The 23,030-nt window shown below is 70.7% G+C and carries 19 protein-coding genes; 12 read left to right on the top strand and 7 right to left on the bottom strand.

All coding sequences use genetic code 11. From position 1 onward, the window contains the following. Positions 1 to 89 precede the first annotated feature (89 nt). Entirely contained in the window at positions 90 to 680 is a 591-nt protein-coding gene (locus ACIBI4_RS22375) for a malonic semialdehyde reductase (RefSeq protein ID WP_399205741.1), read from the bottom strand. 174 nt (positions 681 to 854) lie between these two features. Further along, positions 855 to 1,397 (bottom strand): DUF4245 domain-containing protein, encoded by a 543-nt coding sequence (locus tag ACIBI4_RS22370; protein WP_399205740.1) that lies wholly within the window; start codon positions 1,395 to 1,397, stop codon positions 855 to 857. A 167-nt stretch (positions 1,398 to 1,564) separates the two neighbouring features. Here ACIBI4_RS22370 and glpX point away from each other — a divergent pair, with 167 nt between their 5' ends. Further along, positions 1,565 to 2,599 carry a class II fructose-bisphosphatase gene (glpX, locus tag ACIBI4_RS22365; RefSeq protein WP_399205739.1) on the top strand — a complete coding sequence of 345 codons (1,035 nt, stop codon included), beginning with the start codon at positions 1,565 to 1,567 and terminating at the stop codon, positions 2,597 to 2,599. 80 nt (positions 2,600 to 2,679) lie between these two features. Here the strand turns inward: glpX and ACIBI4_RS22360 are convergent, their stop codons facing one another. Then, positions 2,680 to 3,777, bottom strand: a complete 1,098-nt coding sequence (locus tag ACIBI4_RS22360; protein ID WP_399205738.1) for a pectin acetylesterase-family hydrolase — start codon at positions 3,775 to 3,777, stop codon at positions 2,680 to 2,682. Between the two features lie 111 nt (positions 3,778 to 3,888). On the opposite strand from ACIBI4_RS22360, the gene ACIBI4_RS22355 reads away from it, so the two are divergent. Continuing rightward, positions 3,889 to 5,196 (top strand): sensor histidine kinase, encoded by a 1,308-nt coding sequence (locus ACIBI4_RS22355; protein ID WP_399205737.1) that lies wholly within the window; start codon positions 3,889 to 3,891, stop codon positions 5,194 to 5,196. Between the two features lie 16 nt (positions 5,197 to 5,212). Then, a complete protein-coding gene (locus ACIBI4_RS22350) occupies positions 5,213 to 5,878 on the top strand; it encodes a response regulator (protein ID WP_399205736.1) in 666 nt (221 codons plus the stop codon). Between the two features lie 53 nt (positions 5,879 to 5,931). Here the strand turns inward: ACIBI4_RS22350 and ACIBI4_RS22345 are convergent, their stop codons facing one another. Both ACIBI4_RS22345 and ACIBI4_RS22340 read right to left on the bottom strand, forming a co-directional pair. Beyond that, the gene (locus tag ACIBI4_RS22345; protein WP_399205735.1) at positions 5,932 to 6,312 is read right to left on the bottom strand and encodes a WhiB family transcriptional regulator; all 381 of its coding nucleotides are present in this window, start codon (positions 6,310 to 6,312) and stop codon (positions 5,932 to 5,934) included. A gap of 121 nt (positions 6,313 to 6,433) precedes the next feature. After that, entirely contained in the window at positions 6,434 to 7,156 is a 723-nt protein-coding gene (locus ACIBI4_RS22340) for a DUF1707 domain-containing protein (protein ID WP_399205734.1), read from the bottom strand. A 159-nt stretch (positions 7,157 to 7,315) separates the two neighbouring features. Here ACIBI4_RS22340 and ACIBI4_RS22335 point away from each other — a divergent pair, with 159 nt between their 5' ends. The 4 genes from ACIBI4_RS22335 (at position 7,316) to ACIBI4_RS22320 (ending at position 13,357) form a co-directional block, all read left to right on the top strand. After that, positions 7,316 to 8,986 carry a fumarate hydratase gene (locus ACIBI4_RS22335; protein ID WP_399205733.1) on the top strand — a complete coding sequence of 557 codons (1,671 nt, stop codon included), beginning with the start codon at positions 7,316 to 7,318 and terminating at the stop codon, positions 8,984 to 8,986. 80 nt (positions 8,987 to 9,066) lie between these two features. Continuing rightward, the gene (locus tag ACIBI4_RS22330) at positions 9,067 to 10,452 is read left to right on the top strand and encodes a class II fumarate hydratase (protein WP_399205732.1); all 1,386 of its coding nucleotides are present in this window, start codon (positions 9,067 to 9,069) and stop codon (positions 10,450 to 10,452) included. A 23-nt stretch (positions 10,453 to 10,475) separates the two neighbouring features. Beyond that, entirely contained in the window at positions 10,476 to 11,159 is a 684-nt protein-coding gene (locus ACIBI4_RS22325; protein WP_399205731.1) for a DUF402 domain-containing protein, read from the top strand. A gap of 158 nt (positions 11,160 to 11,317) precedes the next feature. Next, positions 11,318 to 13,357, top strand: coding sequence for a SpoIIE family protein phosphatase (locus tag ACIBI4_RS22320; protein WP_399205730.1), 2,040 nt, complete (start codon positions 11,318 to 11,320; stop codon positions 13,355 to 13,357). Between the two features lie 218 nt (positions 13,358 to 13,575). On the opposite strand, the gene ACIBI4_RS22315 is transcribed toward ACIBI4_RS22320, so the two are convergent. Next, on the bottom strand, positions 13,576 to 15,087 hold the full coding sequence (locus ACIBI4_RS22315; RefSeq protein ID WP_399205729.1) for a hypothetical protein: 1,512 nt from the start codon (positions 15,085 to 15,087) through the stop codon (positions 13,576 to 13,578). A gap of 189 nt (positions 15,088 to 15,276) precedes the next feature. Further along, positions 15,277 to 17,691 (bottom strand): transglycosylase domain-containing protein, encoded by a 2,415-nt coding sequence (locus tag ACIBI4_RS22310; protein WP_399205728.1) that lies wholly within the window; start codon positions 17,689 to 17,691, stop codon positions 15,277 to 15,279. Between the two features lie 337 nt (positions 17,692 to 18,028). Between ACIBI4_RS22310 and ACIBI4_RS22305 the strand changes: the two genes are divergently transcribed. The 5 genes from ACIBI4_RS22305 to ACIBI4_RS22285 all read left to right on the top strand — a co-directional run bounded on the left by ACIBI4_RS22305 (position 18,029) and on the right by ACIBI4_RS22285 (position 22,823). Next, positions 18,029 to 18,967, top strand: a complete 939-nt coding sequence (locus ACIBI4_RS22305) for an SPFH domain-containing protein (protein ID WP_399205727.1) — start codon at positions 18,029 to 18,031, stop codon at positions 18,965 to 18,967. Further along, positions 18,964 to 19,206 (top strand): hypothetical protein, encoded by a 243-nt coding sequence (locus ACIBI4_RS22300; RefSeq protein ID WP_399205726.1) that lies wholly within the window; start codon positions 18,964 to 18,966, stop codon positions 19,204 to 19,206. Before ACIBI4_RS22305 ends, ACIBI4_RS22300 begins: the two co-directional genes overlap by 4 nt. A 76-nt stretch (positions 19,207 to 19,282) precedes the next feature. Continuing rightward, the gene (locus ACIBI4_RS22295) at positions 19,283 to 19,810 is read left to right on the top strand and encodes a PadR family transcriptional regulator (RefSeq protein WP_399205725.1); all 528 of its coding nucleotides are present in this window, start codon (positions 19,283 to 19,285) and stop codon (positions 19,808 to 19,810) included. Further along, on the top strand, positions 19,807 to 20,496 hold the full coding sequence (locus ACIBI4_RS22290) for an ABC transporter ATP-binding protein (RefSeq protein WP_399205724.1): 690 nt from the start codon (positions 19,807 to 19,809) through the stop codon (positions 20,494 to 20,496). Before ACIBI4_RS22295 ends, ACIBI4_RS22290 begins: the two co-directional genes overlap by 4 nt. Before the next feature lie 2 nt (positions 20,497 to 20,498). Beyond that, the gene (locus ACIBI4_RS22285; protein ID WP_399206076.1) at positions 20,499 to 22,823 is read left to right on the top strand and encodes an FtsX-like permease family protein; all 2,325 of its coding nucleotides are present in this window, start codon (positions 20,499 to 20,501) and stop codon (positions 22,821 to 22,823) included. Positions 22,824 to 23,030: the final 207 nt, after the last annotated feature.

The raw sequence follows: 23,030 nt of genomic DNA, 5'->3' as shown, positions 1-23,030 counted from the left end.
ACCCCGCGTACACGAAAGCCCCCGGTGACAGGCCGGGGGCTTTGCGTGTACGGGTACGGGGCGGGGCGCCGGCCCCGCGGTCCGTGGGCTCAGACGGTCGTGATGACGTCCTCGTACGCGAGGCGCGGGGAGCGCGGGAACCAGGCGTCCTCGCCCGGCTTGCCGATGTTGACGACCATCAGCGGGGTGTGGTCGCCGTCCAGGAACTCCTTCTGGAGACCGGCGAAGTCGAGTCCGGTCATCGGGCCCGCGGCCAGACCGGCGGCGCGGACGCCGATGATGAAGTACGCGGCCTGCAGCGCGGCGTTCAGCGTCGCGGAGCCCTCGCGGACGGGGCGCTCGCTGAAGAACATGTCCTTGGCCTGCGGGAAGTGCGGGAGCAGACCCGGCAGCTCCTCGTGGAACTCGTTGTCCGCGGAGAGGATCGCGACGAGCGGGGCGGTGGCGGTCTTCGCCTGGTTGCCCTCGGCCATGTGCTGGACGAGACGCTCGCGGGCCTCGGGCGAGCGGACCAGGGTGATGCGCAGCGGCGACTGGTTGAACGCGGTCGGGCCGAACTTCACGAGGTCGTAGATCGCCTGGACCTGCTCCTCGGACACCGGCTCGTCGGTGAACGTGTTGGCGGTCCGGGCCTCACGGAAGAGGAGGTCCTGAGCGGCGGCGTCGAGTGCGAGGGTCATGCGAGGCAACCTTTACGAGCGGGTCGGGGTGGGGGCGCCGGTTTGATCGATCATCGATCGAATCGCTCCGACGTCTACGACCATAAACCCGTCACGTTGAAAGTTCAACCAAAACCGGATCGGGGTGATCCGGTTCACATCGCAGGGATGCGGAGGCCCGCCTCGAGGAGTGGATCAGACCTTGTCCGCGGGCGCCGGACGCAGCGACTCCGCGATCTGCGTCAGGGCCGTGAAGGAGCCGCTGCCGGTGACGACGGTGGTCGCGCCGCCCTCCTGGAGCACGAGCGCGTCGTAGGTGCCGCCCTCGTAGCGCCGCCAGTCCTTGCCGCCGATGCGCTGGGTCTTCCCGGTGTCCTCGGCCTTCTGGCTCTTGGACGCGATGAAGGGGCCGGGCTTGCCGGAGGTCTGCTCGACCGCGACGTACTTGCCGTCCGGGCCGTGGAACCCGAGGTGCCAGTGCTCATCCTCCGCGCCGTTGTAGCGCACGGAGGTCGCCTTCCAGTCGGCGTCAAGACCCTGCGGGGCCAGGAGCGGGTACGACGCCGCGCGCGACGCCGTCGCCAGCTCGACCTTGTAGTCGACCCGCTTCACGGGAGTCGCCGACTCGTCGTGCGGGATGAACACGTAGATCACCGCGACGACCGCTCCGATGACGGCCAGCGACAGCACCATGTCCCGGACCGTCTGCGCCACACTCTTGCCTCTGCTACCTGCCACGTGCCCCATGGTCGCAGGTGCCCTCGTCCGCCTTGTGCGCAGGTGTGCGGTCCTGGCCATGTCCGCTCAGACGTGACCCCCTCTGCTCAAAATGTCGACGTACCGATAGAGTCTCCGGGTACACACCCTCATCCGGCCGTCGCCGTTCCCAAGAGAGGTTCGCCCCGATGACCGAGCAGCATCACCTGCCCTCCGAGCTCGTCGTTCCTTCCGAAGCCCCCGATCGCAACCTGGCCCTTGAACTGGTCAGGGTCACCGAGGCCGCGGCCATGGCCGCCGGCCGGTGGGTCGGGCGCGGCGACAAGAACGGTGCCGACGGCGCCGCCGTGCGCGCCATGCGGACCCTCGTCTCGACCGTCTCGATGAACGGCGTGGTCGTCATCGGCGAGGGCGAGAAGGACGAGGCGCCGATGCTCTTCAACGGGGAGCGGGTCGGTGACGGAACCGGCGCCGAGTGCGACATCGCCGTGGACCCGATCGACGGCACCTCGCTCACCGCGAAGGGCATGCCGAACGCGATCGCCGTGCTCGCCGCCGCGGACCGCGGCACGATGTTCGACCCGTCGGCCGTCTTCTACATGGACAAGCTGGTCACCGGCCCCGAGGCCGCGGACTTCGTGGACATCGACGCTCCCGTGTCGGTCAACATCCGCCGGGTCGCCAAGGCCAAGCGGGTCGCGCCCGAGGACGTGACCGTGGTCATCCTCGACCGTCCCCGCCACGAGGGGATCATCAAGGAGATCCGCGAGACCGGCGCCCGGATCAAGCTGATCTCGGACGGCGACGTGGCCGGCTCGATCCTCGCGGTGCGCGAGGGCACGGGCGTGGACCTGCTGCTCGGCATCGGCGGTACGCCCGAGGGCATCATCTCCGCGTGCGCGATCAAGTGCCTCGGCGGTGTGATCCAGGGCAAGCTCTGGCCGAAGGACGAGGCGGAGCGTCAGCGGGCGCTCGACGCGGGCCACGACCTCGACCGTGTGCTCAGCACCAACGACCTGGTCTCCGGCGAGAACGTCTTCTTCGTCGCGACCGGCATCACGGACGGCGAGCTGCTGCGCGGCGTGCGCTACCGGCCCGAGACCGCCACGACCTCGTCGCTGGTGATGCGCTCGAAGTCCGGCACGATCCGCCAGATCGACTCGGAGCACCGGCTCGCGAAGCTGCGTGCGTACAGCGCGATCGACTTCGACCGCGCCAAGTAGGCGGATTCGGCGCCGGTTCGAGGCGTACGACGACGGGGCGTCCCTTGTGCGGAGGGGCGCCCCGTCGGCGTATCGGAACGTCAGCCGCACTTCTTGCAGTGGACGTCTCCCGGTGGGTCGTCGCCGGCCGAGGCGAGATCCGCGACCCAGTCGGCGAGCCGGACCCCTTCGACCTCGATGCCGTAGAACTTGTCCCACTCCCAGATGCCGTGGTCGTCGGTGGGTGCCGTGTAGCTGTGGACGGTCACCCCGGCCCGTTCGATCGCCGTCTCGTTGGCGTCGATCTCGGCGAGGAGGTCCGGCGGGTCGGAGGTCATCCACTCGGTCACCTCCACCGCCGCGTTCGGGTCGTGGGCGAAGTCGAAGCGGGACAGGACCAGGTCCTTGTCGTGCCGGCCCGCGCTGACCCAGAAGTCCGGCGGGCCCCACTGCTCCGGCCGGTTCCCCTCGACCGCCCAGGACGGCATCGCGTCGTACGCTCCCCAAGTGGCGTCCAGGATCCGCGAGTTGAAGTCCGGGTGGTCCGGCCAGGCGCCCGACTGGCCGCCGAGGACGGTGACCTTCGCATCCGGGAGCCGGTCGGAGACGAGCCCGCCGTACAGGGGTGCGGCGGCCGAGCCCGCGGTCTTGCCGACGATCACGACCTCGGTGGCGTCGGGGTACTGCTTCGCCAGGTGGTCCAGGGCGGCTGTGCCGTTGACGTAGCCGCGGTGCTGGACGGTGAGCCCGGGGCCGTACTCGTGGGCGGCGTTGCCGAGGTGGGCGTCGCCCGTGCAGGACGTCACGAACATGTAGGAGTACCCGGTGAACGGGTTCCTGGCGGCGGAGAAGTCGAAGATCCCCTCCATCGTGAAGTTGCCCGGGCCCTCGTCCCTCAGGTTCCTGTCGTACTCCTCGTCCTCCTTGTCGTCCCGGAAGGCGCAGGTCTCCGCGGACCAGCAGACGCCGCCGCCGTTCAGGAACAGCATCACCTTCTTCGCGTCGGCCCGCCGGTCCCAGAAGGCGAACTCGCTGCCGTCGGCGCACTGGCAGTCGCCACCGGGCACGATCTTCTTCCAGTCGGCGGCGGCCCACTCGGCGTCACGGCCGCCGAGGACGAACACGAGGGCCGTGCCGAGGAGCGCCAGGGCGATGAGCACGACGGCGAGCGTGCCGGTCGTTCTGCGTTGTGTCCTCATACGGGCAGCGTGGGCCGCTCCCCGTACGCCTGTCGTCTGCCTGTGGTCAGGGATACGGGCATGACCACAGGCGGGTCCGCGGCGGACCGCTCTGCCCTACTCTCAACCGGGATGAACGGGTGGGGAGTTCGGATATCCGCGTGGACGGGCAGGCCGGCGGTCCAGGACGCCGGTCTCGTGGCGCTGCTCCTGGGCGGAACGGTCGCGTGGCGCGGATCGCCCCTGGAGCCGACCCCGTGGTGGGCGGTCACCGCGGTGTGTCTGCTCTCGGTCCTGGCCCGCCACCGGTGGCCGGTCGCGGCGCTGGCCGCCGCGCTGACCGGGTCCTTGGTGCACATGGCGATCGTCACCGGGCCCTCCTTCGCCGATCTGGCGGCACCGCTCGCGCTCGCCGCCCTCGCGGGCCGGCACGGGCGCCGCGCCTCGCTGGCCGCGCTGGGATGCACCCTCCTCGTGGCGGCCGGCTGGTCCCTGTTCGTGGCCCTGGACGGGAAGGTGGACGGCTGGGCTCTCGAACAGGTGCCGGGGGTGGGCGGCGACACGCTCGGCGGCACACGCGGCGGGACCGAGGGCTCCGGCCGGGAACCGGGCAGAGCCGGACCGGGCGGGGCGTTCGACCCCGGGCCGACCGACTGGGGCACGCTGCCGCTGTTCGGTGCGCTGATCGCGGGCTGGGCCGTCGGCTCGGGAGCCCGCAGCCGCCGCGAGTATCTCGACGCCCTCGCCACACGGGCCCGCGATCTGGAGCGTGAACGCGACCAGCGGGCGGCGCTGGCCGCGGCCGCCGAACGCGACCGGCTCACCCGCGAGTTGCACGATGTCGTGGCACACGGCCTGTCGGTGATCGTGATGCAGGCGCAGGGCGCGGGTGCCTCGTTCGACAAGCGGCCGGAGCATGCGCGCAAGGCGCTGGAGACCATCGTCGGCACCGGCCGTGCCTCCCTGGCCGACATGCGCCGCGTCCTGGCCTCCGACGCGGCGCCCGACGCGTCCCGCCACCCGGCGCCCGGGCTCGACCGGCTGCCGCAGCTCGTCGACACGGTGCGGGAGTCGGGCACACCGGTGCGGCTGCGGGTCGAGGGGCCGCCGGGGGTGCTGCCGGGCGTGGTCGATCTGTCGGCGTACCGGATCGTGCAGGAGGCGCTGACCAATGTCATGAAGCACGCGGGGCCGTCCGCCCGCGCCGAGGTGCTCGTGTCCCGCACGGGCCGCGGGCTGGTCATCGAGGTCGCCGACGACGGGGGCGCCGGTGACGGGGACAGCGCCGCGGTGCCGTCGGCCGACGGCACCGGCAACGGGCTGCGCGGCATGCGCGACCGGGTGGCGCTGCTCGGCGGCGAGATGTCCGCGGCCCGCGCACCCGGCGGCGGCTTCGCCGTGCGGGTGCTGCTCCCGCTGAACCGCGGTGGTGCCGAGTGATCCGGGGAGGTGCCGAGTGATCCGGGTCCTGCTCGCCGACGACCAGGTGTTGTTGCGCGAGGGCGTACGGATGATCCTGGAGAACGCCGAGGACATGGAGGTCGTCGGCGAGGCCGGTGACGGTGCGCGGGCCGCGGCCCTGGCGGCCGAGCTCGCGCCCGACGTGGTCCTGATGGACATCCGGATGCCCGATGTGGACGGCGTGGAGGCGACGCGGCTGATCCGCGGCGCCGGACCGGACGGGCCGAAGGTGCTGGTGCTCACCACCTTCGACCTCGACGAGTACGTCTACGCCGCGCTGCGCGCGGGCGCCTGCGGCTTCCTCCTCAAGGACACGCTCGCCCCCGACCTGCTCTCCGCGGTCCGGGCGGTGGCCCGGGGCGACGCGATGGTGGCGCCCGCCGTGACCCGGCGGCTGATCGAGCGCCACATCGGGTCGGACGGCGATCCGCTCCCCCGGCCCGACATCGAGCTGAGCGCCTTGACCGGCCGGGAACGCGAGGTGCTCGTGCTCGTCGCCCGCGGTCTGTCGAACACGGAGATCGCCGGCCGGCTGTTCCTCACGGAAGGCACGGTGAAGGGGCATATGAGCCGGATCCTCGCGAAGCTCGGGCTGCGGGACCGGGTGCAGGCCGTCGTCCTCGCCTACGAATGCGGCCTGGTCCGCCCCGGCCTCGACTGAGACCGGGGGCGCCCCTTGCGCAAGGGGCGCCCCCGGTCACGTACGGCCAAGCCCTACCCGGCGGCCGCTATCCGCGTCACCGAGAGAGCCGACTTCTGGAGCTCCACATCGCGGCGCCTGCGGCGGGCGAGGACCACGCGCCGTTCCGCCGCGGTCAGGCCGCCCCACACCCCGTACGGCTCCGGCTGGAGCAGGGCGTGCTCGCGGCACTCGACCATGACGGGACAGCGGGCGCAGACCCGCTTCGCGGCCTGTTCGCGGGAGAGACGCGCGGCGGTCGGTTCCTTGGAAGGGGCGAAGAACAGGCCTGCCTCGTCACGCCGGCACACAGCTTCCGTGTGCCATGGGACTTCCGAATCGCGCGTCGGCACCCTCTGTGTCGGGATCGCGGGGATCGCGGTGACCGGAAGGGACTGATGCGGAGGGTGCAGCACGGTCTACTCCTGACGACGGATTCGCAAGCGAGTGACGATGCAGCAGCCCTACCCGCTGTGCGCGGGCCTATGCACTGAGTTCCCATGCCGGAGTTCCGAAGAGCGGAAGTTCCCGCTCTGCTCAGTCGAGGTGCTTGCGCATATGGCGGGCCACCGAGCGCCCCACATACTTGTGCAGGTCCTCGATGAACTTGCCGCGCTTGGGCTTGGCCTCGATGTTGCCGAACACCGAGTAGCCGTCGACGAAGACGACGGGGGCGTCCGCCTCGGCGGAGTCGACCGCCTCGACCTCGAAGTTGCCGAAGATGCCGCTGCCGCTGCCGCGCAGCGAGATGTTCTCCGGGACGCGGACCTCCACGTTCCCGAAGACCGAGTACGCCTTGATGACGACCTGGCGGTACTCGAAGACCGCCTCGGTCAGGTCGATCTCCACATTGCCGAAGACCGCGTACGCGTGGGTCCTGCGGCTCACGCGCCAGCGGCCCTTGCGGGTGGAGGAGCTGAAGACCGCGACGAGGTTCTCGTCGGCCGTGGCCGGTACCGCGCCGGGCGTCGGCTGGTCGGCGACGGGGGCGGCGGGGCGCGCCTGGTGTGCGCCCGGCAGGTCCGCGACGTACGGCTCGAGCTCCGCGACGGTTTTGGCCTGATACACCCCCTCGATCCGCTCGGAGTGCTCCTCCGCGGTCAGCCGGCCCTCGGCGAGCGCGGCCGCGAGGATCTCGGCGGTGCGGTCGCGGTCCGCGTCCGAGGCGCGCAGGCCCACGGGCGCCGGCGGGGCGTCGGCGGCCGCGGGCGCCGGCTTGGTCAGGTCCGGCTTCGGCTGGGAGTGCTTTTCGAGGTCCACGGATTCAGCATACGAAACGCGATAGATCGCGACTACCCCGTGAGCGCCGGAACTGAGCCTTACCTCACAAGTTCAGGGACGCTCCCGGGTCCTACCCTTAAGGGTGCTTGCCAACAGGACGTCAAGCCGCTGTCTGCTGAAGTAGAGGAATGGCCCGAGATGCCGGAGTTCGCGTACACCGACCTGCTGCCGACCGGTGAGGACACCACCCCGTATCGGCTGGTGACCTCGGAAGGTGTCTCGACCGTCGAGGGGCCGGACGGCCGGACGTTCCTGAAGGTCGAGCCGGAGGCGCTGCGCAAGCTCGCCGAGGAGGCGATCCACGACATCCAGCACTACCTGCGCCCGGCCCACCTCGCGCAGCTGCGGCGGATCATCGACGACCCGGAGGCGAGCGGCAACGACAAGTTCGTCGCCCTCGACCTCCTCAAGAACGCGAACATCGCCGCGGCCGGTGTGCTGCCGATGTGCCAGGACACCGGCACCGCGATCGTCATGGGCAAGCGCGGCCAGAACGTCCTGACCGAGGGCGGCGACGAGAAGGCGCTCTCCAAGGGCATCTACGACGCGTACCAGAACCTGAACCTGCGCTACTCGCAGATGGCCCCCCTGAACATGTGGGACGAGAAGAACACGGGCTCGAACCTGCCGGCGCAGATCGAGCTGTACGCGACCGACGGCGGCGCGTACAAGTTCCTCTTCATGGCCAAGGGCGGCGGCTCGGCCAACAAGTCGTTCCTCTACCAGGAGACGAAGGCCGTCCTGAACGAGGCCTCCATGATGAAGTTCCTGGAGGAGAAGATCCGTTCACTGGGTACGGCCGCTTGCCCGCCGTACCACCTGGCGATCGTCGTCGGCGGTACGAGCGCCGAGTTCGCGCTGAAGACCGCGAAGTACGCCTCCGCGCACTACCTGGACGAGCTGCCCGCCGAGGGCAGCGAGCTGGGCCACGGCTTCCGTGACAAGGACCTGGAGCAGAAGGTCTTCGAGCTGACCCAGAAGCTCGGCATCGGCGCGCAGTTCGGCGGCAAGTACTTCTGCCACGACGTACGCGTGGTGCGCCTGCCGCGGCACGGCGCCTCCTGCCCGGTCGCCCTCGCGGTGTCCTGCTCGGCGGACCGCCAGGCCCAGGCGAAGATCACGGCCGAGGGCGTGTTCCTTGAGGAGCTGGAGAAGGACCCGGCGCGCTTCCTGCCGGACACCACGGACGAGCACCTCGACGAGGCGAGCGATGTCGTGAACATCGACCTCAACCAGCCGATGGACGTGATCCTCGCCGAGCTCACCAAGTACCCGGTGAAGACCCGCCTCTCGCTGACCGGCCCGCTGGTCGTGGCGCGCGACATCGCGCACGCCAAGATCAAGGAGCGGCTCGACGCGGGCGAGGAGATGCCGCAGTACCTGAAGGACCACCCCGTGTACTACGCGGGTCCGGCGAAGACCCCCGAGGGCTACGCGTCCGGTTCGTTCGGGCCGACGACGGCCGGGCGGATGGACTCGTACGTGGAGCAGTTCCAGGCGGCCGGCGGCTCGAAGGTGATGCTCGCGAAGGGCAACCGCTCCCAGCAGGTCACCGACGCGTGCGACGCGCACGGCGGCTTCTACCTCGGCTCGATCGGCGGTCCGGCGGCGCGGCTCGCGCAGGACTGCATCAAGAAGGTCGAGGTCGTCGAGTACGAGGAGCTCGGCATGGAGGCGGTGTGGAAGATCGAGGTCGAGGACTTCCCGGCGTTCATCGTCGTGGACGACAAGGGCCATGACTTCTTCCAGGAGCCGGCCCCCGCGCCGACCTTCACGTCGATTCCGGTACGGGGTCCCGGGCTCGCGTAACGCGTCAAGGGCTCTTCCCTCCCGGTCACCCGTTCGGGGCGGCGCGGAACATCCGCGCCGCCCCGAACGCTGTACCGGGTATGAGCGAATACCGGATCGAGCACGACTCCATGGGCGAGGTGCGCGTCCCCGCGCACGCGAAGTGGCGGGCGCAGACGCAGCGCGCCGTGGAGAACTTCCCCGTCTCCGGGCAGCGCATCGAGCGCGCCCACATCCGGGCGCTCGCGCAGATCAAGGGCGCCGCGGCGAAGGTGAACGCCTCGCTCGGCGTCATCGACAAGGACATCGCGGAGGCCATCGAGTCCGCGGCGGCCGAGGTCGCCGAGGGGCGGTGGGACGAGCACTTCCCGGTGGACGTGTTCCAGACCGGGTCCGGCACCTCGTCCAACATGAACACCAACGAGGTGATCGCGACCCTGGCCACCGAGCGGCTCGGGCGCGATGTGCACCCCAACGACCATGTGAACGCCTCCCAGTCGTCCAACGACGTCTTCCCGTCCTCGATCCACATCGCCGCGACCGAGGCCGTCACACGGGATCTGATCCCGGCCCTGGAGCACCTCGCCGCCTCGCTGGGGCGCAAGGCCGAGGAGTACGCGGAGGTCGTGAAGTCGGGTCGTACGCATCTGATGGACGCGACACCCGTCACGCTGGGCCAGGAGTTCGGCGGGTACGCGGCCCAAGTCCGGTACGGGGTCGAGCGGTTGACGGCCTCGCTCCCCCGGCTCGCGGAGCTGCCGCTCGGCGGGACCGCGGTGGGCACCGGCATCAACACCCCGGCCGGCTTCTCCGCCTCGGTGATCGCCGAGGTCGCCGCGGCCACCGGGCTCCCGCTGACAGAGGCACGCGACCACTTCGAGGCGCAGGGCGCGCGGGACGGGCTCGTGGAGACCTCCGGGCAGCTGCGGACCATCGCGGTCGGCCTGACGAAGATCGCCAACGATCTGCGCTGGATGGCCTCGGGGCCGCGCACCGGGCTCGCGGAGATCAACCTGCCGGATCTGCAGCCGGGTTCGTCGATCATGCCGGGCAAGGTCAATCCGGTGATCCCCGAGGCGGTGCTGATGGTCGCCGCGCAGGTGCAGGGCAACGACGTGACGGTGTCGGTGGCGGGCGCGGCCGGGAACTTCGAGCTCAATGTGATGCTGCCGGTGCTCGCCAAGAACGTCCTGGAGTCGGTACGGCTCCTCGCGAACGCCTCGCGGCTGCTCGCGGACCGCACGGTCGACGGGATCACCGTCAACGCCGAGCGGGCCCGGGAGTACGCCGAGTCCTCGCCGTCCGTGGTCACGCCGCTCAACAAGTACATCGGGTACGAGGAGGCGGCGAAGGTCGCCAAGAAGTCGCTCGCCGAGCGGAAGACGATCCGGGAGGTAGTGCTCGAATCGGGCTATGTCGAGCGCGGGTTGCTCACGGAGGCACAGCTGGACGAGGCGCTGGACGTGCTGCGGATGACGCGGCCGTAGCCGTCCATCCGTAAGATCTGTTCATGGAAGAGCACGGGATCACCGCAGGCCGGGACGGAGCCGGGCGCTGGGCGCCGGGCAGCCACATCCTGTGGCGCTATCGGGAGAACGGCGGCGACTCCATCCACATCTGCCGTCCCGTGACCGTCGTACGGGACAGCGCCGAGCTGCTCGCCGTGTGGATGGCCCCCGGCACCGAATGCGTACGGCCCGTGCTCGCCGACGGGACGCCCGTGCACCATGAGCCGCTGGCCACCCGCTACACGAAACCGCGGTCCGTGGTGCGCGACCGCTGGCACGGCACCGGGGTCCTGAAGCTCGCGCGCCCCGGGGAGCCCTGGTCGGTGTGGCTGTTCTGGGAGCAGGGCTGGCGGTTCAAGAACTTCTACGTGAACCTCGAGGAGCCGCTGGCCCGCTGGGCGGGCGGTGTCGACTCCGAGGACCACTTCCTCGACATCTCCGTACAGCCCGACCGCAGTTGGCACTGGCGCGACGAGGACGAGTTCGCCGAGGCGCAGCGCGTCGGACTGATGGATTCCGGCCAGGCTCGCGGGGTGCGTGCGGCGGGTCGGGCGGCGCTCGATGTCGTACGGGAATGGGGTCCGCCGTTCTCCGACGGCTGGCCAGGCTGGCGTCCCGATCCCGCCTGGCGCAGGCCGGTTCTGCCGGAGGACTGGGATCGTACGCCCGCGCGTGTGTCCACATGAGACCCTTGATGCGCCCCCATGGTCCAAACGTAGGATCAACGTCCGGAAGTGTTAACTCGCGGGGCTTGCGCACAGCTTGACGGAGCGTCACTGAGGGGTGGCAAGGACGTGAACCAAGAGAACGCGCGGGGCTCGATCGACGGACGGATTCGACACGCGTGACGGAGCACCCCACCTCCCACGACGACGGCCGTACGAAGGCCTCCGGAGCGGCCGGCCCCGCGGAAGCACGCGGGGCGATGCTGCGTTCCCAGGAAAGCGCTGCCATGGGGTTACCCGCACAGGGTGACCGCGGCGGCGATCCGCCGTGCCCCGAACCCTCGCGCACGGATCCGTCGCGCACGGATCCCTCGCGCACCGAGCCGCCGCGCGCCGAGCACGCGCAGGTGCCCGAGCAGCCCACCGGGTCGGAGGCGCGGCCCGGCGCACGGGCCGGTACCGGGGCCGGGCGCGCGAAAGGCGGCGCGAAGAGCGGCGCCAAGGGTGGCGTCGGTGCGGCCCCGCGCGGCGGTGACAAGGCGCGGCGCGAGGGCGAGCGGCTGCGGTTCGTGGGATCAGCGACCCGGCGGATCGCGCGCGGCATGGACCTCGACGAGATCGTGATGGGCCTGTGCCGCTCGACCGTGCCCACGTTCTCCGACTCGATCCTCGTGTATCTGCGGGACCCGCTGCCGGTGGGCGAGGAGCGCCCGGTAGGGCCCGTGGTGCTGCGGCTGCGCCGCACCGACCGGATACCCGACGCGCCCGACGACAGCGACGACACTCTCACCGACGGCGTCCTGCAGCCCGTCCTGCAGCTGCAGCCGGACGCCGGACCGGCCGCCGAGCTGTGCCAGGTCCGGATCGGCGGGGCGCTCGCCGAAGTGCTCCGCGGGGTGCGGCCGGTGTTCGGGGAGTCCGAGACCGCGCGGGCCGCGCTGCCCGAACTGCTCGGCGACGAGCGCTCGTTGCCCGGGCCGCGGCGCGTGATCCTCGCCCCGCTGCGCGGACGGCGGCGGGTCATCGGGGCCGCGGTGTTCCTGCGGCGGGCCGAGCGGGCCGCGTTCGACGGCGAGGACCTGCTGGTCGCGGCGCAGCTCGCGACGCACACCGCGCTCGGGATCGACAAGGCCGTCCTGTACGGGCGCGAGGCCTATATCGCGGACGAGCTGCAGCGGACGATGCTGCCCGAGACGCTGCCGCAGCCGACCGGCGTGAAGCTCGCCAGCCGCTACCTTCCGGCGGCGGAGACCGCGCGGGTGGGCGGCGACTGGTACGACGCGATCCCGCTGCCGGGCAGCCGGGTCGCGCTCGTCGTGGGCGACGTCATGGGCCAGCTGCGGACCACGGCCCAGACCCTGGCGGGCCTCGACCTGCCGCCGCAGGAAGTCCTCCACCACCTCGACGAACAGGCCCAGCGGCTCGGCTCCGACCGCATGGCCACCTGCCTGTACGCGGTGTACGACCCGGTCGCGCACCGCATCACCATCGCCAACGCGGGGCATCCGCCGCCGGTGCTGCTGCACATCGGCGGGCGCGCGGAAGTGCTCCGGGTGCCCGCGGGTGCGCCGATCGGGGTCGGCGGGGTCGACTTCGAGGCCGTCGAACTCGACGCGCCCGCCGGGGCGACGCTGCTCCTGTACACCGACGGGCTCGTCGAGTCCCGGCTGCGGGACGTGTGGACCGGTATCGAGCAGCTCCGCGAACGGCTTGCCGCCACCGCGGAGTTGACCGGCCCGGACCACTCGCCTCCCCTGGAGGCGCTCTGCGACGACGTGCTCGACATGCTCGGCCCCGGCGACCGCGACGACGACATCGCGCTCCTCGCGGCCCGTTTCGACGGGATCGCGCCGAGCGATGTCGCGTACTGGTACCTGGAGCCCGAGGACTCCGCTCCCGCGCGTGCGCGGCGGCTTGCTCGGCGGGCGCTGGAGCGGTGGGATCTGTCCTCGCATACGGATGCGGTGGAGCTCTTGGTGAGCGAGGTCGTCACGAACGCGGTGCGGTACGCGTCCCGGCCCATAACGCTGCGGCTGCTGCGGACGGATGTGCTGCGGTGTGAAGTCGTGGACGACGTGCCGCAGTTGCCGCGGTTGCGGCAGGCGCGGGCCACGGATGAGGGTGGGCGTGGGTTGTATCTGGTGAACCGGATGGCTCGGCGGTGGGGGGCTACTCGGTTGTCCACGGGGAAGGTGGTCTGGTTCGAGCTGAACCGATGACCTTTCCCCCACCCCGCCCCTTCCCGAAACCGGGGCTTCGCCCCGGACCCCGGATCCGAACTTCGTTCGGATGTCCTCAATCGCCGGACGGGCTAAATATTTAGCCCGTCCGGCGATTGAGGACGAGCGCGTTCAGCGCGATTAGGGGGTCTGGGGGCTACGCCCCCAGTTTCGGGAAGGGGCGGGGTGGGGGAAGAAGGCCCGCCGCAGGCGCCCCCCTACAGCAACGTCAGCTGGAGCGTTGCCTTGTACTCGCCCGGTGGGACGAAGCCCGGGACCGAGAGGGACAGGGACGCGTCCGCCCTGAACTCGCCCCCGGTGAACGGGGTCCGCAGCTGGGACCCCATCGTGCACAGCGAGGAGGCCCGGGAGCCGAGGGCCCCCGGGGAGCCCGCCGTGGGGCGCCCCACACTGCCCGGCTCGGCGACGCACACCGGCGTCCACGTGACCGCCGACGCCGGGATCACACCGCCGTGAGACGTACGCAGGTCCGTGAGGGTCGCCGTCAGGGACCACCCGATGTTGTGGCCGCGCCCGTCCGAAACCGTGACCGTGTTCAGCGAACTCGTCGCCGTCGCCTGCTCCCCCAGCTCGAAGGCGCCGAAGTTGACCGCCTTGCCCGACTGCTTCATCGAGAGCGGCCCCGGGGTGACGTAGGTCGCCGGCCGCTGCTGGGACCGGGTCAGGCGCGCGCCGTCCGGGGACTCCCCCGGCCGCGGACTCGCCTCCACCTCGCCCGGCACGTCGCCGCCGGGCTGAGCAGCGGGATCGGCCGGCGTGAGGTGCGACGGCGAAGGCGAGCCTGAAGGGGAGGGCGAGGGCCACGACGGGGACTCCCCGACCGTGACCGTGAGCGAAGTGCCCGCCTCGCGAGAGCCGTCGAAGACACGGAGTCGGTGCTCCCCCGGGCCGACCAACTCCGGCCCGGCCAACGTCAACGCGCCCCGGAGGCGCCCCTCCGCGTCCACGTCCAGCGAGGACTCCGCGAACCGGGCGGGACTGCACCGCGTCCCGTCCTCCGCACACAGCAGCGCCCGCGGCCGCGCGTCCGGAGTCCAGCGCGCGCCCTCGACCGGGACGGTGGCACCGGGCGAGACCGCACGGTCGGCGGTCGCGAGCGTGGGGGCCGGACGGGCCGCCCCCTCGACGTCCACCGAGCCGACGGACTTCGTACCGGACCGTGCGGCACAGGCCGTCTCGTGATCGCGGTCGAGCACGCGCGTGACGGTCAGCGTCCGCGTGGGGATGAGCGAGACAGGGCCGCGCGCGTCCGTCGGCATCATGAAGTCGCCTTCGTACGAAGGGACTTGGATCCGGTCCGGCGCGAGCGGCACGTCGATCGTGGTGCGCTTGCCGAAGACCGTGACCGTTCCGTCCGCCCCGCCCGCCAGCGCGAACTCGATGCCCGCGGTGAACGGCGCGTCCTCGAGCGCCATGGGGCTCGTCGCGGGCGTCGGACCGAGGTCGACGGAGACATGGACGGTGCCGCCGGGGGCGACGGTCGCGGGGCTGAGCCGGACCGTGATCTTCTGCGGGCCGGTCCGTTCGCCCTGCCCGGCGGGGAGTTGGCAGACGACGGACGGCTCCACCACCCCGCCGACGCCTTCCGCCGAGGGGCCGGAGGATTCCTCGGGGGGCGGCGGCTCCGCCGCGCCCGCCGTCCCGGACGCGAGCAGCAGTCCGACGGCGGCGGCCGCGGCGATACGGCGTCGTCGGCGCGGGACGGGCACGGGAGCGGGCGTGCGCCCACCCTGTCTTCGCGGTCGAAGTCTTCGCGGACGCCGCATCCCGAGCCCCCTCGCCCTCACCGGCCGCCGGGCGCACACCCCCTGCACGCCCGGCACACATCTGACGCACATTCAGATACGGGTGGGGTGAGATGTCAAGACAAGGGGCGCCCGGCGTGTGCCGGGCGGGCCCTAGGTCCTGGGTTTCCCGTTCCCGTTCTCGGCCCCTCCGGAGTCGTCCGGATCAGGGTCGAGGGTGATCGGCGGCTGGATCGTCGTCGGACCGTCCGTCGGCTCCTCGGTCCCGGGGTCCGTGGGATCGGTGGTCGGCGGGGGCGTGGTCGCCGGCGGTGCCTCCGTCGGGTCCTGGGGATCCGGGTCCTCGGTCTCGGGCGCCTCGGTCTCCGGCGCCTCGGTGCTGGGCGGCGGGGCGACGCCCACGCCCATGTCCGTATCGAGTTCGAAGCGCGCGTCCGAGCCGCCGTTCAGGGCGCCGAGGGTGTACGCGGCCCAGATCTCGGACGGGAAGCCCGAGCCGTGGGTGGTGGGGCGGCCGCCGGCGCCGTACAGGGGGACGTGGTTGCCCGCCTTGGCCTTCTTGCCCTCGGGCGTCTTGAGACCGCCGCCGCCTTCGGGTGCCTCGCCGTAGAGTCCGACGACGGTGACGAGTTCGGGGGTATAACCCGCGAACAGCGCCGACACGTTGGCGTCCGTCGTACCGGTCTTGCCCGCGGCCTTGTACTTGCCCGCGTACGGGCCCCTCAGCACGGCCGCACCCGTACCGTCGTTAGTCACGCCCTGGAGGACCGAGGTGATGGTGTCGGCCGTCTGGCGGCTGATGACCTCGTCACCGATGGGCTCGGGAACGTAGTCGCCGTCCTTGTGCGTGGCCTTCTTGATGATCGAGGGCGTGACCTTCTTGCCATGGGCGTCGAAGGTCGCGTAGACCCCGGCCATGTCGAGCGGGCTCGCGCCCATGGAGCCGAGCGTCATGGCGGCGACGGGTTCGAAGTCCCTCATGCCGAGATCGCTTGCGGTCTCCTTGACCTTGTCCATGCCGACGTCCGCACCCATGGCCGCGAACACCGAGTTGACGGACTTGTCCATGCCTCGCTGGACGGTGATGGGGCCGAAGTCGTCATCGCCTTCGTTCGGCGGGGCGTACGTCTGGCCGTTGCCGAACTCGATCTTCGTCTCGCTGTCGCCGTTGTAGATCGTCTTCGGCGTGATCGGCTCGTCGTCCTCGTTCACTGCCTCGTTCTCCAGAGCCGAGGCCAGGATCACGGGCTTGAAGGTCGAGCCGGGCTGGTAGTCGTAGCGCAGCGCGTTGGATGTCGTGTGCTTCAGGTAGTCCTCGCCGCCGTACATGGCGACGATCTTCCCGGTCTTCGGGTCGACCGAGACGGCACCGGCCTGTACGGCCGCATCGACCTTGCGTGTCTTCGGGTCGAGTTCGGAGGTCAGCTCCTGGTCGACGGCCTTCTCCAGCGCCTTCTGCTTCTTCGGGTCGATGTTGAGGTCGATGGTCCAGCCGCCCTGGTCGATCGTGGCGTAGGCCTGGTCGACGCTGAGCGTGTCGTCCTCCTTCATCAAGTGCCGGGCGAGTTCGTTCTTCGCGGCCTGGATGAAGTAGCCGTTCTGTCCCTCCAGACCGGCGGCCTGCTTGGGCTTCTTGGGATCCACGAACTTCTGGTCGGCACGCTCCTGCGGCGTCAGCCAGCCCATCTCGACCATGTTGTCGAGCGCGTAGGCCCAGCGCTGCTTGGCCAGCTTCTTGCCGGTCTCGGAGGCGATCGCGAAGTCGTACTGGTTCGGGGCCTGGAGCAGGGCGGCCAGATACGCGCCTTCGGACAGCGTGAGGTCCTGCGCGTCCTTCTCGTAATAGGCCTGGGCAGCGGCCTGGATCCCGTACACGCCCCGGCCGAAGTAGCTGGTGTTCAGGTAGCCCGCGAGGATCTCGTCCTTGGACACCTGGCGGTCGACCTTGAGGGCGATCACCAGTTCCTGGACCTTGCGGCTGACCGTCTGCTCCTGGGACAGGTAGTAGTTCTTCACGTACTGCTGGGTGATCGTCGAACCACCCTGCTTGCCCTTGCCCATCAGGGTGTTGAGGACACCGCGGGTCGTGCCCTTGATGTCGACGCCGGGGTCCTTGTAGAAGGTCTTGTTCTCGGCGGCGACGACTGCCTGCCGCACGTTCTCCGGGATCTTGTCGAGCCCGATGATCTCGCGCTTGGTCTCGCCGACGTTCGCGATCGTCTTGCCGTTGACCTTGTAGACGTTGCTCTGCTGCGTCGCGTCGATGTTCGCCGTCGGAATGTCGACGTACCAGTACAGCCCGACCGCCGCCGCCATCCCGAGGAGGATGAAGCCGAAGAAGGTCCCGAGGATCTTCTTCCACGTGAATATTCGGCGCAGCAGACTGCGGTCGTCGTGCCGCGACGCGGACCGGCGCCGGTCGGCGCGGCCGCCGCCACCGTAGCTGCCGCGATCGTCGTAACCGCCACGGTCGTGCCCCATGCGGCGCGCGCCGGCCGACGGCGAAGTCTCTGCCCGGCGGACACCGCCGCCGCGCTGCCTCGCTCGCCTTTCTTCCGCTCGGCCCATGGTTCGCGTAGCTCCAGTCGTGTCTCGGCTTCCCCCCGGGTCAGCTCAGAAAGCTAACACCGCAGCTGGGGACAAAGGGATGACGATCCGGTCTTTTACGGACGTGACAATCAGCACCTGTCCTACAGGAACCGACTACCCGTGGGCTCGAACGGTTGCTCCTCCGGATGTGAAGGATCGGTTCCGGTCGCACTTTCCGTCCGTTTTGCAGGAGTTGGTGGGGTTTCGCGAAGCCTCACAGCGATGTGGCGCCGCTCTCACCCATGGGTTAAAGTGATAGCAGTTTGCTAAGCCGGTGGAATCAGCCACCGGCATGGACAGATACGGGGAGCCCGCCATGAGCGCACAAGACGCCACCGTCACGACGCCAGATGTTCCGCAGATGCCGGAGCCGCGCGTACGCGAATTCCAGGCGCAGTCGATCGGGGGCGGGCTCGCGCTGCTCTTCGGGCTGGTCGGACTGCTCGCCGGCACCGGGCTCGTGGTCGCCGCCACCGGGGTGGACTCGGGCGGCGCGAAGGCGGGGCTGATCATCGGCGGGATCCTCATCGGGATCGCCGCGTTCCTCGCGATGTGCGGTCTGAACATGGTCGCGCCGGGCGAGGCCCGGGTCGTGCAGCTCTTCGGGCGCTACCGCGGCACGATCCGCACGGACGGGCTGCGGTGGGTGAACCCGCTGACGTCGCGCACCAAGATCTCGACGCGTGTACGGAACCACGAGACGGCCGTCCTGAAGGTCAACGACGCCTACGGCAACCCGATCGAGCTGGCCGCGGTCGTGGTGTGGAAGGTCGAGGACACCGCACAGGCCTCCTTCGAGGTCGACGACTTCGTGGAGTTCGTGTCGACGCAGACCGAGGCGGCCGTGCGGCACATCGCGATCGAGTACCCCTATGACGCGTACGACTCGGAGCAGCTGTCCCTGCGCGAGAACGCCGAGGAGATCACCGAGAAGCTCGCCGTCGAACTGCACGCGCGGGTCGAGGCGGCGGGCGTGCGGATCATCGAGTCCCGGTTCACGCACCTCGCGTACGCACCGGAGATCGCCTCGGCGATGCTGCAGCGGCAGCAGGCCGGCGCGGTGGTCGCGGCGCGGCAGCAGATCGTCGAGGGCGCGGTGGGCATGGTCGAGTCGGCCATCGCGCGGATCACCGAGCAGGACATCGTCGAGCTCGACCAGGAGCGGAAGGCGGCGATGGTGTCCAACCTGATGGTGGTGCTGTGCGGGGACCGGGCGGCGCAGCCCGTGCTCAATACGGGGACGCTGTACCAGTGAGCCCCGATCCGGAGCCCGAATCCGGGCGGCGTCCGGCCGGAGCGGCCCGCAAGCAGGTGCTGCTCCGGCTCGACCCGCTCGTCTACGACGCGCTGGCCCGGTGGGCCGGGGACGAGCTGCGGTCGGCGAACGCGCAGATCGAGTTCCTGCTGCGGCGGGCGCTGAAGGATGCGGGGCGGCTGCCGGGGGCGGCGGGGCCGATGCCTCGGCGGGGGCGGCCGCCCAAGGGGGATTCCTAGCGGGAGCGCCGCAGGCCGCGGGCTATACACGAGGGCTATACACGCCATGTATACGTGGTGTGTATAGTCATGCCGCATGAGCATCGGACACACCCTCCTCGGCCTGCTGGAAAGCGGTCCGCGCCATGGTTACGACCTGAAGCGCGCCTTCGACGAAAAGTTCGGGCACGACAAGCCCCTGCACTACGGGCAGGTCTACTCGACGATGTCGAGGCTGCTGAAGAACGGGCTCGTGGAGGTCGACGGGGTCGAGGCGGGCGGCGGGCCCGAGCGGAAGCGGTATGCGATCACCGAGGCCGGGATCACCGACGTCGAGCAGTGGCTGGCCGCTCCCGAGAAGCCCGAGCCGTATCTCTCCTCGACGCTCTACACGAAGGTCGTGCTCGCGCTCCTCACCGGCCGCGACGCCGCCGATCTGCTCGACACCCAGCGCGCCGCGCACCTGCGGATGATGCGGATGCTCACCGAGCGCAAGCGGAAGGGTGATCTCGCGGACCAGCTGATCTGCGACCACGCCCTGTTCCACCTGGAGGCCGACCTCCGCTGGCTCGAACTGACCGCCGCCCGCCTCGACAAGCTCGCCGTGGAGGTGGCCGCCCGATGAAGGCGCCCGCAGGCTCCCTGCTCACCGCGCACGATCTGCGCAAGGCCTACGGGCCGACGAACGCGCTCGACGGCGCGCACTTCTCCATCCACCCCGGCGAGGTCGTCGCCGTCATGGGCCCCTCCGGCTCCGGCAAGTCGACGCTGCTGCACTGCCTCGCGGGCATCGTGACACCCGACTCCGGGACCATCACGTACAACGGACGCGAGCTGAGCGCGCTCGGCGACAGCGAGCGCAGTGCGCTGCGGCGCTCCGAGTTCGGCTTCGTCTTCCAGTTCGGGCAGCTCGTACCGGAGTTGAGCTGTGTGGAGAACGTGGCGCTTCCGCTGCGGCTCGCCGGCGCCAAGCGCAAGGACGCCGAGCGCACCGCCCTGCAGTGGATGGAGCGCCTGGAGGTCGACGATCTCGCGAAGAAGCGTCCCGGTGAGGTCTCGGGCGGACAGGGGCAGCGGGTCGCGGTGGCCCGTTCGCTGGTCACCGGGCCGCGTGTGCTGTTCGCGGACGAGCCGACCGGTGCGCTCGACTCGCTCAACGGCGAGCGGGTGATGCAGCTTCTGACGGAGGCGGCCCGTTCGACGAACGCCGCGGTCGTCCTCGTCACGCACGAGGCACGCGTGGCCGCGTACTCGGACCGCGAGATCGTCGTGCGCGACGGCAAGTCCCGTGACATGGAGCCCGCCCTGTGAACATGTGGTTCAGGGATCTCGCGATGGGCGCGCGGTTCGCGGTCACCGGCGGGCGCGAGGGCTGGGTGCGGACGGTTCTGACGGCCGTCGGCGTCGGGCTCGGGGTCGCGCTGCTGCTCGTGACGACGGCGATCCCGCATGCGCTGCAGGCCCGCGAGGCCCGTGGCGTGGCGCGCAGCGACATCACGTTCAGCGACAAGATCAAGCCGAAGGCCGACAACACGCTGATCCTCGCCCAGGTCGACACGGTGTTCCGCGGCGACGACGTACGCGGCCGGATCATCCGGCCCGAAGGGCCCAAGGCCCCGCTGCCGCCCGGGGTCCCGGCCTTCCCCGGTGACGGCGAGGTGCTCGTCTCGCCCGCGCTCGCCGAGTTGTTGAAGTCCGGTGACGCGAAGCTGCTCGCCGACCGGATCGACGGGCGGATCACCGGCACGATCGGGGACGACGGGCTGATCGGGCCGCATGAACTCTCGTACATCAAGGGCTCCGACACGCTTCAGCCGACCGGCTACCGCATCCACCGCCTCGACGCGTACGGCAGCGAGTCGACGGTCGAGGAACTCGATCCGCGGCTGCTGCTGCTCACACTGATCATCTTCATCGTGCTGCTGATGCCGGTCGCCGTGTTCATCGCGACGGCCGTGCGCTTCGGCGGCGAGCGGCGCGACCGCCGGCTCGCGGCCCTGCGGCTGATCGGCGCGGACGGGCGGATGGCGCGCCGGATCGCGGCGGGCGAGGCCGCGATGGGGGCGCTGCTCGGGCTGCTCGTGGGCGGCGCACTGTTCATGGCGGCGCGGGAGCTGGCCTCCCGGATACGGGTCATGGACATCAGCGTCTTCCCGCACGACCTGTCCCCCGCGCCCGCCCTCGTGGTCCTCGTGGCGCTCGCGGTGCCGGCCGCCGCGGTCGTGGTGACGCTGTTCGCGCTGCGCGGCGTGGTGATCGAACCGCTCGGTGTGGTCCGTACCGCCAAGCCCGCGCGGCGCAGGCTGTGGTGGCGGCTGCTGCTGCCGCTCGCCGGACTCGCGCTGCTCTACCCGATGATCGGGCAGGGCAACGACAACGGCGAGTTCAACCAGTGGATGGTCACCGGCGGTGTCGTCCTGCTGCTCATCGGCATCACGGCGATCCTGCCGTGGCTCGTCGAGGCGGTCGTGGCGCGGCTCGGCAGGGGGCCGGTCTCCTGGCAACTGGCCGTGCGCCGACTGCAGTTGAGCAGTGGTTCGGCGGCCCGGCTCGTCAACGGGATCGCCGTGGCGGTGGCCGGGGCAATCGCGCTGCAGATGCTGTTCGCGGGCGTCTCGGACTACTACACGACGGACACCGGCCAGGACCCCGCCCGCGCGGACCTCAGCATCTACATCCCGCAGTCCCCGGACACGTTCGAGCACCTCGACGAGGAGCGCCGGGTCCTGGAACGCACGCCGGGTGTCACCTCGGTGACCGCGCCGGTCGTGCAGACCACGATGGGCGAGCGGCGCGCCGATCCCTCGCTCAGCGCGAGTGTCACGAGCGGCAGTTGCGCGGCCCTGCGCGAGGTGGCGACGCTGCCCTCCTGCAAGGACGGCGATGTGTTCCGGGTCGAGGGCGCCTCGTACGACGAGGACACCGCGAGGCTCGCGAAGGCCGGCGGCACGATCTTCCTCGAACCGTCGTACGGGCCGTACAAGGGCCTCGCCGTGCGGTGGAAGCTGCCGGCGGACCTCAAGAAGGCGGACGCGCGGACCTCGCCGACCGGCGGCGACACCGGTGGCCTCCTCGTCACGTCGAGCGCGCTGCCGACGGCGGTACGGGGTGCGATGACGGGCAGTCTGCACCTCAAGACGGACCGTTCGGTGGCCGATGTGAGCGACGAGGTGCGCACCGCCGTGGCGCGGATCGCCCCGCTCACGGAGGTCAACCAGCTGACCGCGACCGAGCGTTCACGCCGCTTCGACTCGATCCGTACGGGCCTGTTCGTGGGCGCGACCTGCGTCCTGCTCCTCATCGGCGCCAGCCTTCTCGTCTCGCAGCTGGAGCAACTGCGCGAACGGCGCAAACTGCTCGCGGCACTCGTCGCGTTCGGCACCCGGCGCAGGACGCTGAGCCTGTCGGTCCTGTGGCAGACGGCCGTCCCGATCGCCCTCGGCCTGCTGCTCGCGGCAGTGGTCGGCCTCGGCCTCGGCCTGGTCCTGCTCGGCATGGTCGCGTCCGAGACCACGGTGGAGTGGTCGTCGGTCCTGATGATGACCGGGGTGGGGGCGGGGGTCGTCCTCGCGGTCACCCTGCTGAGTCTGCCGCCGCTGTGGAAGCTGATGCGGCCGGAGGGGTTGAGGACGGAGTAGGGCGGGGGTTCTGTCTCGCGATGGGGCGGGCCGGTGGGGGCTGGTGGGAGGGCGCCTGCGGCGGGCTTTCTCCCCCCCCCCCCCCCCTCCCCAAAACCGGGGGGGCCCCCCCCCCCCCCCCCCCCACCCCCCCCCCACCCCCCCAAAAACCCGCCGGGGGGGAAAAAGGCCGGCGCAAGCCCCAAAAACACAACACACCCCACCCAA

Origin of the sequence: Streptomyces sp. NPDC050418 (assembly GCF_044458745.1) — a bacterium.
Classification (GTDB): Bacteria; Actinomycetota; Actinomycetes; order Streptomycetales; family Streptomycetaceae; genus Streptomyces.
The sequence above is the reverse complement of the archived record's forward strand: the minus strand, read 5'-3'. Positions and strand labels throughout refer to the sequence as shown.

What these genes read in the sequence shown, in the direction of transcription:
- ACIBI4_RS22375 (WP_399205741.1), bottom strand. Translation starts at nt 680, where the DNA reads ATGACCCTCGCACTCGACGCCGCCGCTCAGGACCTCCTCTTCCGTGAG.
- glpX (WP_399205739.1), top strand. Translation starts at nt 1,565, where the DNA reads ATGACCGAGCAGCATCACCTGCCCTCCGAGCTCGTCGTTCCTTCCGAA.
- ACIBI4_RS22360 (WP_399205738.1), bottom strand. Translation starts at nt 3,777, where the DNA reads ATGAGGACACAACGCAGAACGACCGGCACGCTCGCCGTCGTGCTCATC.
- ACIBI4_RS22355 (WP_399205737.1), top strand. Translation starts at nt 3,889, where the DNA reads ATGAACGGGTGGGGAGTTCGGATATCCGCGTGGACGGGCAGGCCGGCG.
- ACIBI4_RS22335 (WP_399205733.1), top strand. Translation starts at nt 7,316, where the DNA reads ATGCCGGAGTTCGCGTACACCGACCTGCTGCCGACCGGTGAGGACACC.
- ACIBI4_RS22330 (WP_399205732.1), top strand. Translation starts at nt 9,067, where the DNA reads ATGAGCGAATACCGGATCGAGCACGACTCCATGGGCGAGGTGCGCGTC.
- ACIBI4_RS22325 (WP_399205731.1), top strand. Translation starts at nt 10,476, where the DNA reads ATGGAAGAGCACGGGATCACCGCAGGCCGGGACGGAGCCGGGCGCTGG.
- ACIBI4_RS22310 (WP_399205728.1), bottom strand. Translation starts at nt 17,691, where the DNA reads ATGGGCCGAGCGGAAGAAAGGCGAGCGAGGCAGCGCGGCGGCGGTGTC.
- ACIBI4_RS22305 (WP_399205727.1), top strand. Translation starts at nt 18,029, where the DNA reads ATGAGCGCACAAGACGCCACCGTCACGACGCCAGATGTTCCGCAGATG.
- ACIBI4_RS22295 (WP_399205725.1), top strand. Translation starts at nt 19,283, where the DNA reads ATGAGCATCGGACACACCCTCCTCGGCCTGCTGGAAAGCGGTCCGCGC.
- ACIBI4_RS22290 (WP_399205724.1), top strand. Translation starts at nt 19,807, where the DNA reads ATGAAGGCGCCCGCAGGCTCCCTGCTCACCGCGCACGATCTGCGCAAG.
- ACIBI4_RS22285 (WP_399206076.1), top strand. Translation starts at nt 20,499, where the DNA reads ATGTGGTTCAGGGATCTCGCGATGGGCGCGCGGTTCGCGGTCACCGGC.